Source organism: Serratia plymuthica (assembly GCF_018336935.1).
In the GTDB taxonomy this organism is placed as follows: Bacteria; Pseudomonadota; Gammaproteobacteria; order Enterobacterales; family Enterobacteriaceae; genus Serratia; species Serratia plymuthica_B.
On sequence record NZ_CP068771.1, the window covers coordinates 5,300,065 to 5,316,769 of the forward strand.

Consider the following 16,705-nt stretch of genomic DNA (forward strand, 5'->3'; position numbering starts at 1 on the left):
ATCCGATAGCGTTTTCGGTAGCGGAAACAAACCAAAAACTCTCCATTAGACGTAGTACGAAACGAAACGGGAATAATCATGTCGACAGGTTTGAAAGGAAAGGTAGCCATTATTACTGGCGCAGCGCGTGGCATTGGCCGGGGGATCGCATTGCGGTTGGCACAAGAGGGGGTAAACCTTGCGCTCTTGGATTTATCCGCAGATCAGCTTGGCGCAGTCAGGCAAGAGGTGGAGTCTTTCGGGGTAAAAGCGACAACCTACGTCGCCGATATCAGCAAGCGCGAGGAGGTGTATGCGGCCATCGAGCACGTTGTGAGCACGCTGGGCACCCTGGATGTGATGATCAATAACGCCGGTATTTCGCAGGTAAAACCCATCGCAGACGTCGTGCCGGAAGATCTCGATAAGATCCTGAACATCAATATCGGGGGAGTGACCTGGGGGATCCAGGCCGCCGCGGCGAAATTTAAACAGCTCAACAAAAACGGCAAGATCATCAATGCTTGTTCCATCGCCGGTCATGAGGGTTTTGCATTGCTGGGCGTGTACTCCGCCACCAAATTCGCCGTACGTGCATTGACCCAGGTTGCGGCAAAGGAATACGCCAGCGACAACATTACCGTCAACGCCTATTGCCCCGGGGTGGTCGGCACCGATATGTGGGTGGAAATAGACCGGCGTTTCTCGGAGATTACCGGTGCCCCGAAAGGCGAAACGTATAAAAAGTACGTCGATGGCATTGCCCTGGGGCGCGCACAGACTCCGGCCGACGTCGCGGCGCTTGTCGCTTTTCTTTCCAGCGACGATGCCGCCTATATCACCGGCCAGTCGATTTTGACCGACGGCGGGCTGGTTTACCGCTAACCGGCGTCGCTCTTTTAAGCCCGCTTAAAGGGCTTTCAGGTGCCTACCCAACCCTGGCGATTCATTGCGTGCAGTTTGGCGGAGGAGGGCAGGCAATCTAATGACGCCAAAGCAAAATCCCGCGCGGTTTCCCTGCGCGGGATTTTCTGGCTTGGGGGTCCTGAATGATTAAGTCATGATTTTTGAGAGTAGTTAAAAACGAGGAGCGCTTTGGGGGATTTATTACTTGTTAGTTATGTAATCTTTCTGCTAGTTCGCGAGTGGTTTTGATATAAATAGGGACGCCTACAAAAAGTACAATCAATGATAAGATACTGATTGATACTGTTATGGCATATAAATAGCCCTGAACTAACGCGAAGGAATAGATTGCACCGGCAAATGCCGTTCCTAGCGCAAAGCAGCCCTGCTGTACGGTAGCTAATGCGCTACTTGCTTCACTGGCATGGTGTTTCCCAACTCGTGACAATGCAAGCCTGTAAGCTGACGTTAACATAATAGAGTTACCGAATCCTACTATACCTGTGACTATCCATAAGTCATAAAATTTTAAGTCATTATTGAAACCATGAAATAGTAATACGGTGCCTAAGAATCCGATAACGGTAATCATTGCCCCCAGGGCATAAGATTTATGATCACCAATCCGCTGGCTTAATTTTTTACTTGTCAATGAACCGATAAAAAACATGACTCCGAGTGCAAGGAATGTATTTCCTGATTCAAATGGTGTGAATCCTATTTCACGCTGCAAGCATAAAGCCGTGACAAAAAGGTATCCAGGATAGGCGAATGTTACTATCATTTCACTGACGAATCCATTGATTACCATTGGTGTTTTGAACAGCGATGGCGGTAAGATGGCCTTGCGGCCTGCAAGTTCATGTGACTTTTCTACCTTCCACAATAGCGCTCCACAAGGCAATGTACCTAACAATAACCACCATAGTTCAGGCCAGTGTTTTCCTAAAGATATCGGGGTCATGACAAATAACAAACACAAAATGAATAATATGATTCCGCCAATGTCCATATGTTGCTGGGCTTTATCTGATTTTGTTTCAGGGATTAAAAAATAACCAAATGCAAATATGAGAATGCAAATCGGGACGTTAATAAAAAAGGCAATGCGCCATCCTAAACCCCATAGGTTTGCTGAAACCAACCAGCCGCCAACCACTTGACCAATAACGACAGAGAGGCCTGCTATTGATGTATAAATCCCTACTGCGTAACGATGACGTTCTCCCTCTAATGTTGTGTGGATTGTCGCCAGTATTTGTGGCAATAGGAGTGCGGCAAAAAAACCTTGGAGTACGCGCCCTGCAAGCATTGAGATAATACCAGTGGCGAACCCACAAATTGCCGAAGCAAGACAAAACCCGGTAATGCCAATCAAAAACAGACGCTTTCTTCCGTACTTATCTCCTAATCGTCCCCCGGTGGCAATTAGAGAAGCGAAACTTAATCCATATAGTGCAACAATAAAAATGAGCCCTGTCTCATCGGTTTTTAGTGCCTTGCCGATTACGTCAAGTGCAACATTAACTATTGAGAAGTCTATTTGAGGTAATACTTGCCCCACGACAAGGAGCAGTACCCCGAATGCAGAAAGCTCTTTGGTTTTCTTCTTGCTTAACATTATTTTTAGACCCATGTTGGTTGTTTTTAATGAGCTATGGTAAAATTTAGTATACAGATTGCAGAGTCGTGTCCTGCTGGTTATCCTCTGTATGGATATTATGAACTTTGTTTTATACCGTACAAGTAACAGGTTAGACATGTATAAATTGTATAGGGTAATTAATGAAGCAAGATAACCTGAAGTTGATGGGCGATTTCTTACGGGCAAAAAGAGAAAATATTTCTCCTGAAACGATTGGGCTGACAAAACCATCCAGAACCAGAACCAGAGGGCTAAGAAGAGATGATGTGGCTTATCTTTCAGGTATTAGTACGATTTGGTACAGTAAAATAGAGCGTGGTCAAGTCGCGGGGATCTCACCGCAAGTGCTTGTATCTATTTCGAAAACTTTGCGACTGACTAAATCGGAATATGAATATTTATGCAATTTAATGTCACCGCGAAAAATAACTCAAAAAGATCCCTGCTGTACTGTTTCTGAGCATGCGTCTCAGTTGCTATTGCAATTAAATCCATTGCCTTCATTACTAATGAATGATTACCTGGACATTATTACCTGTAATTCCGCATTTGATCTTATGGTCGGTTTTAGTATTGACTCTCTTCCTCTTACTGAAAAAAATTACCTTTGTCTGACAATTGGAAACTCTGCTTGGCAAAAATTATTATGTATCGATGATGATGACAAGTTGGAGCTGCAAATAACGAGAATGGCCGGTTTCCTTAGAGACACCTTAGCCCGACTTCCTGACGACGAAATACTGAAGAAAAAAATTGATGATTTTAGAGAGTTATCGCAACTCTTTGATAAGGCCTGGACAGATAATACCGTACTACAACCTGAGGGGGTGTTATATGTATATAACCATGCTGAACTGGGTAAAATATCCTTAGATAAACAGTTGTGGTGGAATTTTACTGGCGACTCTAGTAGCAGATTGAACATTTATCATCCTCAAGACAAGGTTGATCGTCAACGTTTGTTGCAAATAATGCAATAGCATGGCGCTCCATTTTGGATTTCTGCAAAGTACCTTCCAGGTCATAGCCAGGTTAGATTGAATTTTATACTGATACAATGCGCAGTCTGCCAGTAGGTCCGTTTTGAGCAATTCGACTGCTCAGAAAATTAGCAGAGAAATAGAGTATGCAGAGTTTGTATTCGTTAACCGCAGGTGCTTGTGTGCGTTGGCATGATTTGCCGGGGAAGGGTGTCCCGATTGTGTTTGTTCACGGGATTGAGTGCGCTTTTTCCACGAATTGTGCCGATCCGGCATTTGGCGGGGGACGCACCATCGCCATACTGATTGACCTTCCAGGATATGGTTTTAGTGATAAATCTCGTGATTATGATTACAGCATTGCTCATCAGGCGGAAGTCGTAATCGACGTGGTTAACGTACTGAAATTGCAACAGGGTTCCAGACAGGCGGCATAAGAGCACAGACGCTCCCTCTGCAAGATTTTGCCGGCCGGAAAGAGCTTTCTCTTTAGTTAAAATACACGTCGACATGTGTCCCTAATTTGCGGGCCAAACCTTTTGCTCCATCGCGCATCACCATATGGTGGTTCCAACGGAAAACGGGCGTTGCCAGCGGAGCGAGGTAGTTCATCCAGCGGGTGTTAGTGCGGATATTCCAATCATACCTAACGATAGTATCCCCCTCTATGTCAGAAAACGCCCACACTCCTCGGCCTTCGACGTCGCCACTGGCTTCCCCTTCTAAAAGGCAAAAAGGTTTAATATTTAATACATGGATATCAAAGGTTAATCGATAAGGGAGTACGCCTTTCCAGGTATAACGATGCAAGGCGCCAATTCCCTGAATATCGCCTTTCTTTAACTCGGTGATCTGCTCCAGACTTCCCCACCATTCGGGCCACAGATCCGGATGGCATAGAATATCCCAGACTTCCTGTATAGAAGCCTTAACCCGCCAGATGGTGGAGAACTTATAGTCAGCCATATAACCAGGCTCCCATTAAGGTGCGAAAAAATCAGGGGGGAAATGGATGTTGATAACCATTGCATCCATGAATACGGTTTCCAACATTTTTCCATCCAGTGCGTAACTGACCACCTTTGCAGGAAATCCATATTTCTTATCTAACCAAATGTCATAACGATGAACGGCATCGACAGCTTTTCCTTCGGGGCCGACCACGGATAAATGCAATGTCGGCTTCCCCGCGATGAAATCTTCCCCGAGGGGCGTTGTTGTCCCCCCATTTTGCAGGCTACGAATATTATTCAGCAAAACGCTGAAGTCCGATCGATCCACCCGATGACCGTTAGCATCTTGTATCAGTGAATCTGTGGGCGACAGGCTCAAAACAGGAAAGTTGCCTACGCCAAATGGCCACAACTTAACTTTGCCATTGGCCGGGTCATAGATTAGGACGGCACCTGAGTGTGGTTTGGTAAAGTCCATCCGTACATAGCCCGGTTTACGATAGCTATAGCGGATGATTTTAGCGTCATCAGGAGGTGACAAGGAACGCACCATAACCTGGTAGGATTGAATTTGTTCGAAATGTTGCAGCGCGAGAGTGATGGGGTCGGTCGTTGTTGAATTCTGCGAAAAAACAGATGCCACGGCGCTCTTGTCCGCTGCGTACGCCGTATCGTGAAAGCTAAAGATCAGTAATGTTGCAAGCATTACGGCAAAGGAAACTAAGTCGCTAATGATCGTCTCCTGTTTTGAAAGGGTCGGTAAACAGGTTATCCCAGCGTTTTGATGTTTGTGATTCACTACCCTCTTCAGAGCGCTGACTAAATCGTTTTTTGCTCCTGCGGATCTGGCGGGAACATAATCAGTATGTCAGATAAAATCCAGGGCAGTGTTTTTCGATTATTTTAAATAGAAACAAAAACCCTTTATTTCAGCATGCCTGGTTGTTATCCGGGCGACGGATATGCCGACAACAGCCTTACGCATCAGGGTTGTATAAAAAACTGACGTTGCTGCTTCATGACCGAGCTCGGCGTGACGCCAAAGGCTTTACGGAATGCATGGCTGAAGTGAGTAAAATCAGAAAACCCATAGTCAAGTGCCGCCTCGGATACGCTGCACACGCGGCCCTGTTCAAGTGCGTCGCGGCTGGCCTGAAGCCGTTCTTGCCAGATAACGGCCGCCGGCGTTTTCTGATGCCGGGCAAAAGTCCGGGTCACGGTGCGTACTGATACGTGATGAGCCAGAGCGATACTCTCTACGCTGAGTTCGGGATTGGTAAGATTTCTGCTGATGTAGTTTCTCATTCTTCCATATAAATCGCGTTCTGAAGCCGCTGTATTGTGGTCCTGTAGCTCCAGACTCAGCATTAGCAGATCCAGCATCGTTTTTGAAAAGCGGCTGGCAACATCCGGATTGCTGATCAGAATGGGCGTCTGAACCGCCTGGCAAATCATCTCGCGCAGCGGAATAACGCCTGGACGAGTATCGTCAAGGACGGTGGCGGTCAGGACATCGCTGGCCGACACGTTTCCGGTGAGCAGATGCCGGGGAATGCGAATGAGGTGGTTATTGCTGCCGCCGAGGCTGAAGCGAAACGTCTGTGCAGCATCGTAAAGAACCAGATTATTGGATGACAGACAGGCCTTTCGTCCTCCCTGTTCCAACTGCCCGTATCCACCCTGGATATAACCGAGCCACAAATCGTCGTCCGGCCCTGTTCTCAGATGTCGTGATTTTCGCTCCCAGTGGTGAAGGGTTGAAGTGAGAGTGCACACATCCAACAGTCCCACTTCACGCACGGCAAGTTCTCCGTCAAACCCGCCGTCAGCAAGCGGTTTGCCATCCGAAGGAATGCAGTGACGAAGAATGACATCATTCCAGTATTCGAAACGGCGAGGCGCTGAAACATGTTCGGTGGAATAGCGAATCTCCCGTGGCGTTGAATGACTGTTCACAGCGGCACCTCATAGCAGTAACTGCAATTCAGGATGGATTGTTTCAAACCGAAAGCAATATTTGCGCCATGACCGCATTACGAGGCATTTCACGGCTATTTTAAGTTTTTGGCGGCATTAAGTGGGAAGATACGCACTATTTCAGGGCAGTGCTGCACTGTGCGATTTCATCATTTCACTCTCTGATTTACCGATCTCGGGGGTGTCCTTTCCAGCCAGACGATTGTCCGACTGAGCCAGGTATTCGGCAGATTTCTCCTTAGTATCAGTGGTGAGTTAACCATCGCTGAAAACTATAAACCTGGGAGTCCTTATGGAATCTGCAATCGATAAACATCTGAAATGCCCCCGCACGCTTTCCCGTCGGATTCACGACGACTACCAGCCACCGTTCCCGATGTTTGCCGGGCGGGCCAGCGATGATCTGACGCAGGTCGTTATGGCCTATCTGGGCGTTCAGTTTCGTGAAGAACATCGTGAGGACGCCGTCCGAGCCATGCAGCACATTGTGTCGACCTTCAGCCTGAGCAACGGGCCGGGCAACCACGACATCTCTTTCCATACCGACAACCAGGGCTACGGTAACTTTATTGTGGTGGGGTACTGGCGGGATCCGGCGGCTTACTGCCATTGGCTCCGTCAGCCAGAGATCGACAATTGGTGGACTTCCGATGAACGTCTGCAGGATGGCATCGGTTATTTCCGCGAAATTATTGCCCCGCGCGCCGAACAGTTCGAGACGCTGTATGCCTTTAAAGAAGACCTGCCGGGCGTCGGCGCGGTGATGGACAATATCAGCGGCGAGATCCAGGAGCATGGCTACTGGGGATCCGTGCGCGATCGTATTCCCGCTTCCCAGAATGACTGGCTGCAGCCTGGCGATGAACTGCGCATTATTTCAGGCGATCCTGATGCCGGGGGCAGGGTGGTGGTGCAGGGCCATGACAACATCGCGCTTATCCGTTCCGGGCAGGACTGGATGGAGGCGGAAGAGGAAGAGCGCCAGCTTTACTTCACGGAAATGCTCCCCCCGTTGCAGGCCGGTATGGATTTTCTTCGGGATGAAGGGCAGGCGCTCGGCTGCTACAGCAACCGCTTTGTCCGCAACGTGGATATCAACGGAAACCTGCTGGATATTGCCTACGATATCGGTTTCTGGCGTTCGCTTGACAAACTGGAGCGCTGGGCGGAATCACACCCCACACACCTTCGCATATTCACCACCTTTTTCCGGGTGGTGACCGGTCTGCAGAAACTGCGGCTCTACCACGAAGTTTCCGTCTCGGACGCCCGCTTTCAAACATTTGAGTACATCAACTGCCATCCCATGACCGGGATGCTGCGTGACGCTCAGCGCTGAACGAAACGACGATAACTTATTCATCCATCATTTCTCCGGGGATTACATTATGCACGCATTACGCGTTTTTCTGCCTGCCATGCTGCTTTGCTCTGTGCCCGCACTCGCCGTCGAGGTTGCACCCGGCGACTATAGCCAATTTCCTGACGGCACCACTGTGGGGCTGCTTTATTATCAGCACGCCTCAACCGGCGCAGCGTATTCGCGCGGCGACAAAGTCAGCCGTGATTACAATCTGACTTCCGATATCGGCATGTTGCGTTTGCTGCATACCGTACAGATTTCCGAGTCGGCAACGCTGGACCCGCAGTTTCTGTTGCCTTTCGGGCGGATATCCGGTGGCGGCGATGCCTCAGGGCTCGGCGCTGCCAGCGGTACCGGCGACTTAATCCTGACCGTGCCTTTAAAAGTGAAGCTCAACAGCGGCGGCGACATTTTTGGCTTCGCGCCTTATCTCTACGTGCCCAGCGGCAACTATGACCACAACGATGCGCTGAATTTGGGGGAGAACCGCTGGAAGGTCGACCTGCAGGCCGCCTGGGTCAAGTATTTTACTGAAAAATGGGCGCTGGACGTGGTCGGCGATGCCATCTGGTACGGTGAAAATAACGATTATGGAACCACCTCATCCCGGCTCCAGCAGGATAATGCCTGGACGGCCCAGATTATGGGGCGTTACATGCCCGATCCTACCCTGGCGCTCGGGCTGGGTTTCGGGCAGAGCTGGGGCGGTGAAACCACCGTTGACGGCGAAAAGCAGGATAACCAGACACAGACCACCAACGTGCGTATTACCGCAACCAAATTTGTGACGCCCCGCGATCAGTTCCAGATACAGCTGGGCAGGGATCTGCGCGTTGAAAACGGCGCCGAAGAGAATTTCCGGTTGAATCTCCGTTATGCACGCGTTTTCTGACGCTGTCTTTCCTGACCAAATAACTGTCCGGCTAAGCCAGGTCATCGTTGCGCCGTCGCGTTATGTTCAGGTCAGGATCCAATCAATCGTTTTCCCTATAAGGAATCATTATGGCTATTGAACGCCCCGATGCCGGTCAACTTCAGCAACTTGCCCGCCAGCTTCACCTACAGATTTCCGAGAGCGAAGCGGCAGAATATCTTGCCCTTATGCAGCCAAACCTTGACGCCTACGATCTGATTGACGGGTTACAGGATGAAATCCCACCGATTAAATATCCGCGCGAAAAAGGATATCGCCCTGGGAGCGAAGAGAATGCCTTGAACGCCTGGTATTACAAAAGCCGGGTACCGGGGGCGGCAAAGGGCAAGCTCGCAGGGAAAACCGTGGTGCTCAAGGACAATATTGCTCTGGCCGGCGTCCCGATGATGAACGGTGCGGCTTCGCTGGAAGGGCATGTGCCGGCATTCGACGCCACCGTGGTAACGCGCCTCCTTGATGCCGGCGCAACCATTCTGGGTAAAGCGACCTGCGAGCATTTCTGCCTCTCCGGTGGCAGCCATACGTCAGACCCGGCTCCGGTACATAACCCCTGGCGTCAGGGTTACAGCGCCGGTGGCTCTTCATCGGGCAGCGCAGCGCTGGTTGCGGCCGGGGAAGCGGATATGGCGATGGGCTGCGACCAGGGCGGTTCCATCCGCATTCCGTCCGCTTTTTGCGGCACGTACGGCATGAAACCCACCCACGGACTCGTTCCCTATACCGGCATTATGCCGATTGAAGCCACCCTCGATCATACCGGGCCGATTACCGCGAACGTGAGGGACAACGCCCTGATGCTGGAGGTGCTGGCCGGGCCGGACGGCCTTGACCCGCGGCAGTACGCATCTCGCGGCGGAAACTATACCTCTGCGCTCGATAAAGGGGTCAGGGGCCTGAGGATCGGGGTGGTAACGGAAGGATTCCAGTTGCCCAATATCCAGCCTTTACTGGCCGAAAAGGTCCGTAGCGCTGTTGCCCGGCTGGAAAGTCTTGGCGCACTCGTCGGCGAAGTCTCGGTTCCCGGCCATCAGCTGGCCGCGGCGTTGTGGTCGCCCATCGGCTGTGAAGGCCTCACCATGCAGATGATGCATGGCAACGGTATGGGGTTTAACTGGGAAGGGCTCTACGACGTCGCCTTGCTGGACAAACATGCCGCCTGGCGTGACGGCGCGGACACCCTTTCGCCCTCGCTGAAAATCTGCATGCTCATCGGCCAGTATGGCCTGACGCGCTACAACGGCCGTTATTACGCCAAGGCGCAGAATCTGGCCCGCCGCGCTCGGGCAGACTATGACCGCGCCTTCGGCGATTTTGATCTGCTGGTGATGCCAACCGTTCCGATGACCGCTCAGCCGCTGCCGCAACCCGATTGTTCGGTCACCGAGTTTATCTCCCGGGCATTCGAGATGATTGGCAATACGGCCGCGCAGGACGTGACCGGTCATCCAGCCATGTCCGTGCCCTGCGGGCTGGTTGACGGGCTGCCGGTCGGCATGATGCTGATTGGGCGCCACTACGCCGAAAGCACGATTTATCAGGCCGCCGCCGCGTTTGAAGCGAGCGGAAACTGGGAGCAGATGTAACCGTTGGCTGCCCGTCGTTCAGGGTGATACCGCCGGACGAAAAGCCCGGCAATGACATTCAATTTTTCGGAGAGATACCATGGCTCACGACCACGAACACCACCATGACCATACCGAACCGCCAGAGGAGATCGCACTGCGCGTGAAAGCGCTGGAGTCCCTGCTGACGGAAAAAGGGCTGGTAGACCCCGCCGCGCTGGATGAACTTATCGACAGCTATGAACACCGAATTGGCCCCCGGAACGGCGCTCTTGTCGTGGCGAAAGCCTGGAGCGACCCGGATTACAAGGCCCGTCTTCTGGCCCATGGCACCGAGGCGATTGCCGAGCTGGGTTTTTCCGGCGTGCAGGGGGAAGACATGATGGTGGTCGAAAACACCCCCGAGGTTCACAACGTGACGGTCTGTACGCTTTGCTCCTGTTATCCCTGGCCCACGCTCGGCCTTCCGCCCGCCTGGTATAAATCGGCGCCTTACCGATCGCGCATTGTTATCGAGCCGCGCAGCGTGCTGGCCGAGTTTGGTCTGAACATCGGCGAGGAGCGGGAAATTCGGGTGTGGGACAGCAGCGCCGAGTTGCGTTATCTGGTGCTGCCGGAAAGACCCGCCGGGACCGAGGGCTGGAGTGAAGAGCAACTGGTCGCGCTGGTAACCCGCGATGCCATGATTGGCACCGGCGTGGCGCTTCAGCCGGGCGATAACTAACCACCGGTATTTCATTCAACTTTTTTGGAGAATCCAATGAACGGGATACACGATCTGGGCGGCATGCAGGGTATGGGCGCCGTCATTACTGAAGAAAACGAACCGCCTTTTCATCATGAATGGGAGCGGCGCGCATTCTCGCTTTTTGCCTCTCTGTTTGTCGGCGGTCACTTCAATGTCGATATGTTCCGGCATGCCATTGAGCGCATGAACCCGGCGCATTACCTCGAAGAAAGCTACTACGAACACTGGATGCATGCTTTCGAGACGCTTCTGCTTGAGAGGGGCGTTATTACCGCCGATGAGCTTTCCGGTGCGACCGAGGCGCTGTCAGCCCCGCCGGAAACGCCGGTGCTGCGGCAGGAGATGGTGCAGGCGGTCATCAGTACAGGGGGGTCTGCACGGGTGGATAGCGATGTTCCGGCCAGCTTCCGGCCCGGAGACCGCGTCAGAGCAAAAAATATCAATCCGGCAGGGCATACCCGCCTGCCGCGTTATGCTCGCGGGAAGACCGGCACTATTGTGATTGATCATGGGGTATTTATCACCCCGGATACGGCTGCTCATGATCAGGGCGAACATCCTCAGCACGTTTACAGCGTCAGCTTTGCCGCGACTGAGCTATGGGGCGATAAAGCGCCGCCTAAAGATACGGTGCGAATCGATCTGTGGGATGACTATCTGGAGGCGCTATGAGTACAGAAATCCGAATGACCTCCGATGTTCCCGCCGCGGACAACGCCCCATTCGAACATCCGTGGCAGGCGCAGGTTTTTTCGTTGATCGTTTACCTTCATCAGGCCGGGCAGTTCAGCTGGAAGGCGTGGGTTGATGTTTTCAGCGATGAAATAAAAGCCGGCCCGATACAGGAGAATGAAAGCATCAACGATGCCTATTACCGGCAGTGGGTATCCGCCGCAGAAAAAATGCTCCTCTCGCTGGAGCTGACTGGAGAGCAGGATATTGCCCGCCGTACCGATGAATGGCGGCAGGCTTATCTGAATACCCCACATGGGATGCCGGTTGTGCTGAACAGCGCGACCTGCCCACCGGCCGATGATCACCACCACCCGGCGCTTCGTGTCCCGGTGGCGGTCAGCCCGGCATTCGCCAGCCTGAAACCCTGAATATTATCCGCAGCCAGAGATGAGGAAGAAAAATGGACCATACCCTTAATGAAGTTGAAGTCGCACCGGCGCCCATCCCGCTTAATGCCGTATTGCCATGGCTTGCATTCGTCACGCTGATGGTGCTGTTGTCCGTCTATTTTATCGGGGCAGAACAGGGGGCAACCGCCGTTTTTTCCGGCAGCCAGATACACGAATATTTCCATGATGCCCGGCATCTGCTGGGATTCCCTTGCCACTGAGGAGAACGCCATGACGGGAAAACTTCTGTTACAGGGGATGCTGGCCGGGATCCTCGCGGGCATTATCGCCTTCGGCTTTGCCCATGTTTTCGGTGAGCCGCAGGTCGAGCGTGCGATTGCATTTGAAGAGATCCTTTCCCAAAAGCAGGTGAGTGAAGAGGGCGCTCATCATCACGATCATGAGGCCGATGGCGAAGTGTTTAGCCGGAAGACGCAGTCCGGCGCAGGTCTGCTGAGCGGCATGATCCTGTTCAGTGCGGCTATGGGCGGCGCTCTGGCGCTGGTCTGGTCGCTGTGCTGGCAACGTACCGGGCCGGGCGGCGCCAGAGCGCTGGCATTGGCGCTGTCGCTGGGCGGATTCTTGATAATGAGCATGATACCGGCGCTTAAATATCCGCCTAATCCGCCTGCGGTGGGCGATCCTTCAACGATAGGCTACCGGACTGCGCTCTACTTCGTCATGCTGTTGGTTGCAGCGGTGATTGTGGTGGCCGCCGCCTGGAGCGCTCATCAGCTCAGACCGAGACTGGGCGGCTGGAATGCTGCGCTGTGGGGAGGGTTGGCGGGGCTGGCGATGCTGATTGCCGTCTGCGCACTGATGCCTGAAGTGAATGAGATCCCGGACGGATTTTCTGCCGATGTTCTGTGGCGTTTTCGCCTGAGCGCTTTCGGTACTCAACTGACAATGTGGTGCGCAACGGGGCTGCTGTTTGGGGCATTTGCGGAAAGAACGCTGCGCAAACCGGGGCACAGCTACCAGACGGAAGGGTGCTGAAGGCATGACCGCCATCATGCAACTGATTTGCCAGGGGGAAACCCTGGCAAACAGACAGTCGCGCTTCCCTTCTGACGATCCCCTTAGCGAAGCTTCCCTGAAGCAGGTTCATCAGCTAAAGGAATGCGTCGGTCCATTCAATAAAATCTGGACCGCCCCGGCGTTGGCAGCAAGGCAGACGCAATTTGAGTTGGGCCTGCGCGGCGAGTCCGTTGCGGAACTGGCCGAACCCGGATACGGCCGTTGGGCGGGCATTCCGATTAAAACGGTTATCGAACAGGATGAAGGGGCATTTCAGCGCTGGCTTTCGGGAGAGGCCCCGCCGGGGGGAGAAAGCATGGCGCAGGTTATGGTGCGCGCGGGAACATGGTTGCCGCAGAGAGTGGCGGATCGGGAATGTCAGTGCGCAATTGTTTCCTCTGCGGTTATTCGGGCGATAGTGATTCAATTGCTCGATGCGCCCGTTAGCGCCTTTCAACTGATCGATATCCTGCCATTAAGTGTAACGACGCTGCGCAGTAACGGAAAACGCTGGCATCTGAGTTGTCTGGGAGGAAGGTTGGATGTGTTGCGGCGTGAACCAACGTGATGAATCTGGACAGCGTCTCACTCTGAACCGACGGTTCGAAAGCAAAAAGCCCGCTTGAGGAAACTCAGACGGGCTTTTTTTTATGCGAAAGCGGATGTTTATTTAGAAATCATATTCCAGCGCCAGGCGGTTCTGCCAGAAGTCTTTGTTAGACGTCGAGGTGGTCTGCACGCCGGCAAAGTCGGTGATGCTCAGGCCTTTGAGTACGCCGCCAAATTTGTAGGTGCCGTACACCAGATATTCGGATTGGTTGCTGCTGGATGCCCCTTTGCTCGGCGTTAAATCCATAAACGAGTAACGGCTGCCCAGTGAGATGCTTTCGGTCGCGTTCCAGTTCAGGTCGGTGGAGTAGGCGTTGCCGCTGCCCAGATCCTGCGTACTGGTGAAGAACGGCTGGGCAAAGTACGGGCCGGAGGAGGTGTTGTGCGCGTAAGGCGTCACCAGCGCACCGTTGCCGTAAGCATCACGGTTGGCGGTGATATGGTTGTAGTTTAACGACCATTTCAATGCCTGTGTGAGGTTCATCGCAAACTGCGCGCCGTAACTGGTGCTGTTCACATTGCCTGCCAGCGCTTTGCCATCGCTCACGCCGCGAATAAACTGAATGCCGATCTTCGGCTGGGAAGGGCTGTCTGTCCACGACAGGAAGCTGTCGGCGTACACCATCTTGGTGTAGTTGTCGTAATCCTCATACCACAGCTGGCCGTTCAGTTTTTTATTATCCAGCTTGATGGCGCGCCCGCCACCGACACTCCACATGCCGTTGGTCGTGCCGTCGGCGTCGGTATAGGCCGTGGTGTTGAGGAACCGGTCGTCGCCCCAGGGTTTGTAACGGGTGATTTTGGTGGCGTGCAGGAAGTTATCGCCGTCGCCATAGTTCGCGTCGATACCACGGAACAGAATGGGGGTGATGCGCCAGTCATAGTCGCCGATGAACGGAATATTAATGCGCTGATCGCCGGCCGTGATGCGGAAGTCCTGATAATGCCAGCTTGCATAGGCTTCGCCCACGCCGGTCTGGTTCGGGCCCAGCTCGGTAATCAGGTGGTCGTCGTTGTGTGAAATACCGCGCTGGAGAATGCCGCTGACGCCCAGGCTCAGGCCGTAATATTCTGCCGTGGCATATTTCACGCTGCCGCCATAACTGACCGTGTCCTGAGAATAGCCCGGTACGAAATACGCATTATGGGTGGAATAATACAGGGTGCGCAGGCTGCCGCTGACCGACCCGCAGGTGAACATTTCGGTGAGGGAATCTGCCACGCCAGCGGAGCAACCGGTCGCCGCCGGAGTGGCCGCCAGTGCGTGGTTTATGAATAATGCATTTGAAACGACAATAGCGCTCAACTTCAGCGCAAAGCTGAATGTGTTATTTTTCATTAATGCCATCCTGTTGAAGTGTAATAGGTTCTGTCCGGCAGCAAAACTGCCGGTAATTGTTTTTATGAGGGCGCAGGTAAACGGATGCCGCCCCGCCTGTTTTTCTGTCACCAAGAAGCGGGGAGGATAATAGTTATTTTTATTTTTCAGCCAATAAAAGAGGATCGTTATCCAATGCCAGGCTGTCACGCACTTCCCAGCCGCGTAGCTTGCCGGGGTTCAGCAACCCGTGGGGATCAAGGTGTTTTTTAACCGCAACCACCTCAGGTTTAATTTCCTCTTGTTTGCCATCTTCAATCTGAAAGACATGAGGGTTATTTATTTTCACGTCATTATCGCGGAAGGTGGCCATTATTTCTTTCAATCTTTCTTCGGTGGAGTAACGGACTAATTGTAAACCGCTGGCGGTGATATTTCCGTCATTGTCACGCAGGAATTCAATATGCGAAATAACTTCGTCGCCGAATAAATTGGCCATGTCGATAATCTGCTGACGATAATTGGTATAATTAAACGCCGTCTGTAAATAAGTCAGGGAGCTGTCGATTTTCAGCGCATGCAGCGTGGTGTGATTCCAGCAATATTCCATCAGTGACGCGTTAGCTTCGCGCGCTTCGTCGGCCGGTTGACGTATGGCGCTGTGCCCGCGATATTTTTCCAGCAGATGGGGACAAAACCCTTCGCTTTCCTGCGCAATCACGCTTATCACCGCGTGCCGGCTGGCCTGATAATGCCCGTTCAGATGGCTGAACCAGGATGGGATCGGCGCGGCGAACAGCGCCAGCTGGCGTTTTACCAGCCCTGGCGACCGGGCAAAGGCGTTGGCGTAATCCAGCGCGTCGGTGAAATCATCGAACACGTCCAGCCGTTCAATCCACTGATGGACCGGTGCCAGCGCCAGCTCAACCTCGAGCACAATGCCGTTGCTGCCATAGGCGTGATGCAGCAGCAACGCCTGCGGGGCAGGAACCTGCAAAACGCGCGGCTCGGCCTCCATGGTCATGACTTTGACGCCGAGCACATTGCCCGGCGCGCCCAGCGGACCGTAGTTGATGGAACCAATACCGCCAAAGCCGCCGCCGTAAAGGCCGCCCAGACTGGCGAGCCGGTAGGTGGAAGGCATGCAGCGCAGTTCCCATCCTGCGGGGCGGGTCAGCGTTTCGATTTCGGCCAGCCGGATCCCCGCCTGCGCGCGTACCACGCCGTTACCCAGTTCACATACCTGATTGAATCCGGTCATATCGACCAGAATGCCGCCCTCCAGCGGCACCAACTGGCCGTAGTTGCCGGTCGCGCCGCCGCGCAGGATCAGCGGCAACCGGTGCTGAACGCAGGCTTTAACCACCAGACGCAGCTCTTCTTCGTTGCGCGGCCTGACCACGGCATCAGCCTGTTTATCTTCCAACTGCTGTTTGAGCACCGGGCTGAACCAGTGAAAATCGCGTGAAAGGCGTTTGACCTTGGTTGCCTGCAAAGTCCAGTCGAGGTCGGGAAGCGCCTGCCGTATCAGGGCAAGCGCGTGCTGACGTTGTTCACTGTCCATATTCTTCCTGCCTAAAGATGAATGAA

At 53.1% G+C, this 16,705-nt stretch carries 18 protein-coding genes; 12 read left to right on the forward strand and 6 right to left on the reverse strand.

Going from position 1 to position 16,705, the window contains the following annotated elements:
• Positions 1-78 precede the first annotated feature (78 nt).
• On the forward strand, positions 79-864 hold the full coding sequence (locus JK621_RS24530; protein WP_212558027.1) for an acetoin reductase: 786 nt from the start codon (positions 79-81) through the stop codon (positions 862-864).
• A gap of 229 nt (positions 865-1,093) precedes the next feature.
• On the opposite strand, the gene JK621_RS24535 is transcribed toward JK621_RS24530, so the two are convergent.
• The gene (locus tag JK621_RS24535) at positions 1,094-2,506 is read right to left on the reverse strand and encodes an MFS transporter (RefSeq protein ID WP_212558028.1); all 1,413 of its coding nucleotides are present in this window, start codon (positions 2,504-2,506) and stop codon (positions 1,094-1,096) included.
• Between the two features lie 164 nt (positions 2,507-2,670).
• On the opposite strand from JK621_RS24535, the gene JK621_RS24540 reads away from it, so the two are divergent.
• Both JK621_RS24540 and JK621_RS24545 read left to right on the forward strand, forming a co-directional pair.
• Positions 2,671-3,510, forward strand: a complete 840-nt coding sequence (locus tag JK621_RS24540) for a helix-turn-helix domain-containing protein (protein ID WP_212558029.1) — start codon at positions 2,671-2,673, stop codon at positions 3,508-3,510.
• Positions 3,511-3,656: 146 nt separating this feature from the next.
• The gene (locus JK621_RS24545; RefSeq protein WP_249337121.1) at positions 3,657-3,947 is read left to right on the forward strand and encodes an alpha/beta fold hydrolase; all 291 of its coding nucleotides are present in this window, start codon (positions 3,657-3,659) and stop codon (positions 3,945-3,947) included.
• A 52-nt stretch (positions 3,948-3,999) separates the two neighbouring features.
• Here JK621_RS24545 and JK621_RS24550 read toward each other — a convergent pair whose 3' ends face one another.
• From JK621_RS24550 to JK621_RS24560, 3 genes are all read right to left on the reverse strand, one after another.
• Positions 4,000-4,476: an SRPBCC family protein gene (locus JK621_RS24550; protein ID WP_212558030.1), complete on the reverse strand. Its 477-nt coding sequence runs from the start codon at positions 4,474-4,476 to the stop codon at positions 4,000-4,002.
• 15 nt (positions 4,477-4,491) lie between these two features.
• On the reverse strand, positions 4,492-5,169 hold the full coding sequence (locus JK621_RS24555; RefSeq protein ID WP_212560285.1) for a LolA family protein: 678 nt from the start codon (positions 5,167-5,169) through the stop codon (positions 4,492-4,494).
• 278 nt (positions 5,170-5,447) lie between these two features.
• Entirely contained in the window at positions 5,448-6,419 is a 972-nt protein-coding gene (locus tag JK621_RS24560) for a helix-turn-helix domain-containing protein (protein WP_212558031.1), read from the reverse strand.
• A gap of 313 nt (positions 6,420-6,732) precedes the next feature.
• Between JK621_RS24560 and oxdA the strand changes: the two genes are divergently transcribed.
• The 9 genes from oxdA (at position 6,733) to JK621_RS24605 (ending at position 13,756) form a co-directional block, all read left to right on the forward strand.
• A complete protein-coding gene (gene oxdA / locus JK621_RS24565) occupies positions 6,733-7,779 on the forward strand; it encodes an aliphatic aldoxime dehydratase (protein WP_212558032.1) in 1,047 nt (348 codons plus the stop codon).
• Positions 7,780-7,828: 49 nt separating this feature from the next.
• Positions 7,829-8,695, forward strand: coding sequence for a transporter (locus JK621_RS24570; RefSeq protein WP_212558033.1), 867 nt, complete (start codon positions 7,829-7,831; stop codon positions 8,693-8,695).
• A gap of 110 nt (positions 8,696-8,805) precedes the next feature.
• A complete protein-coding gene (locus tag JK621_RS24575) occupies positions 8,806-10,320 on the forward strand; it encodes an amidase (RefSeq protein ID WP_212558034.1) in 1,515 nt (504 codons plus the stop codon).
• Positions 10,321-10,399: 79 nt separating this feature from the next.
• Positions 10,400-11,023, forward strand: coding sequence for a nitrile hydratase subunit alpha (gene nthA, locus JK621_RS24580; protein WP_212558035.1), 624 nt, complete (start codon positions 10,400-10,402; stop codon positions 11,021-11,023).
• Between the two features lie 36 nt (positions 11,024-11,059).
• Entirely contained in the window at positions 11,060-11,719 is a 660-nt protein-coding gene (gene nthB / locus JK621_RS24585; RefSeq protein WP_212558036.1) for a nitrile hydratase subunit beta, read from the forward strand.
• A complete protein-coding gene (locus tag JK621_RS24590; protein ID WP_212558037.1) occupies positions 11,716-12,150 on the forward strand; it encodes a nitrile hydratase accessory protein in 435 nt (144 codons plus the stop codon). The genes nthB and JK621_RS24590 overlap by 4 nt, the downstream gene beginning before the upstream one ends.
• Positions 12,151-12,182: 32 nt before the next feature.
• Positions 12,183-12,392 (forward strand): CbtB domain-containing protein, encoded by a 210-nt coding sequence (locus JK621_RS24595; RefSeq protein ID WP_212558038.1) that lies wholly within the window; start codon positions 12,183-12,185, stop codon positions 12,390-12,392.
• 10 nt (positions 12,393-12,402) lie between these two features.
• Positions 12,403-13,167 carry a CbtA family protein gene (locus tag JK621_RS24600; RefSeq protein ID WP_212558039.1) on the forward strand — a complete coding sequence of 255 codons (765 nt, stop codon included), beginning with the start codon at positions 12,403-12,405 and terminating at the stop codon, positions 13,165-13,167.
• A gap of 4 nt (positions 13,168-13,171) precedes the next feature.
• Positions 13,172-13,756: a histidine phosphatase family protein gene (locus JK621_RS24605; protein ID WP_212558040.1), complete on the forward strand. Its 585-nt coding sequence runs from the start codon at positions 13,172-13,174 to the stop codon at positions 13,754-13,756.
• Between the two features lie 102 nt (positions 13,757-13,858).
• Here the strand turns inward: JK621_RS24605 and JK621_RS24610 are convergent, their stop codons facing one another.
• Positions 13,859-15,136 carry a TonB-dependent receptor gene (locus JK621_RS24610; RefSeq protein WP_212558041.1) on the reverse strand — a complete coding sequence of 426 codons (1,278 nt, stop codon included), beginning with the start codon at positions 15,134-15,136 and terminating at the stop codon, positions 13,859-13,861.
• A gap of 139 nt (positions 15,137-15,275) precedes the next feature.
• Positions 15,276-16,679, reverse strand: coding sequence for an FAD-binding oxidoreductase (locus JK621_RS24615; protein WP_212558042.1), 1,404 nt, complete (start codon positions 16,677-16,679; stop codon positions 15,276-15,278).
• Positions 16,680-16,705 lie beyond the last annotated feature (26 nt).

Coding starts and splice junctions, on each gene's coding strand:
- JK621_RS24615 (WP_212558042.1), bottom strand. CDS start 16,679: ATGGACAGTGAACAACGTCAGCACGCGCTTGCCCTGATACGGCAGGCG.
- nthA (WP_212558035.1), top strand. CDS start 10,400: ATGGCTCACGACCACGAACACCACCATGACCATACCGAACCGCCAGAG.
- JK621_RS24595 (WP_212558038.1), top strand. CDS start 12,183: ATGGACCATACCCTTAATGAAGTTGAAGTCGCACCGGCGCCCATCCCG.
- JK621_RS24530 (WP_212558027.1), top strand. CDS start 79: ATGTCGACAGGTTTGAAAGGAAAGGTAGCCATTATTACTGGCGCAGCG.
- JK621_RS24610 (WP_212558041.1), bottom strand. CDS start 15,136: ATGAAAAATAACACATTCAGCTTTGCGCTGAAGTTGAGCGCTATTGTC.
- JK621_RS24575 (WP_212558034.1), top strand. CDS start 8,806: ATGGCTATTGAACGCCCCGATGCCGGTCAACTTCAGCAACTTGCCCGC.
- JK621_RS24600 (WP_212558039.1), top strand. CDS start 12,403: ATGACGGGAAAACTTCTGTTACAGGGGATGCTGGCCGGGATCCTCGCG.
- nthB (WP_212558036.1), top strand. CDS start 11,060: ATGAACGGGATACACGATCTGGGCGGCATGCAGGGTATGGGCGCCGTC.
- JK621_RS24590 (WP_212558037.1), top strand. CDS start 11,716: ATGAGTACAGAAATCCGAATGACCTCCGATGTTCCCGCCGCGGACAAC.
- JK621_RS24545 (WP_249337121.1), top strand. CDS start 3,657: ATGCAGAGTTTGTATTCGTTAACCGCAGGTGCTTGTGTGCGTTGGCAT.
- JK621_RS24555 (WP_212560285.1), bottom strand. CDS start 5,169: ATGCTTGCAACATTACTGATCTTTAGCTTTCACGATACGGCGTACGCA.
- JK621_RS24605 (WP_212558040.1), top strand. CDS start 13,172: ATGACCGCCATCATGCAACTGATTTGCCAGGGGGAAACCCTGGCAAAC.
- JK621_RS24550 (WP_212558030.1), bottom strand. CDS start 4,476: ATGGCTGACTATAAGTTCTCCACCATCTGGCGGGTTAAGGCTTCTATA.
- JK621_RS24535 (WP_212558028.1), bottom strand. CDS start 2,506: ATGTTAAGCAAGAAGAAAACCAAAGAGCTTTCTGCATTCGGGGTACTG.
- JK621_RS24540 (WP_212558029.1), top strand. CDS start 2,671: ATGAAGCAAGATAACCTGAAGTTGATGGGCGATTTCTTACGGGCAAAA.
- oxdA (WP_212558032.1), top strand. CDS start 6,733: ATGGAATCTGCAATCGATAAACATCTGAAATGCCCCCGCACGCTTTCC.
- JK621_RS24570 (WP_212558033.1), top strand. CDS start 7,829: ATGCACGCATTACGCGTTTTTCTGCCTGCCATGCTGCTTTGCTCTGTG.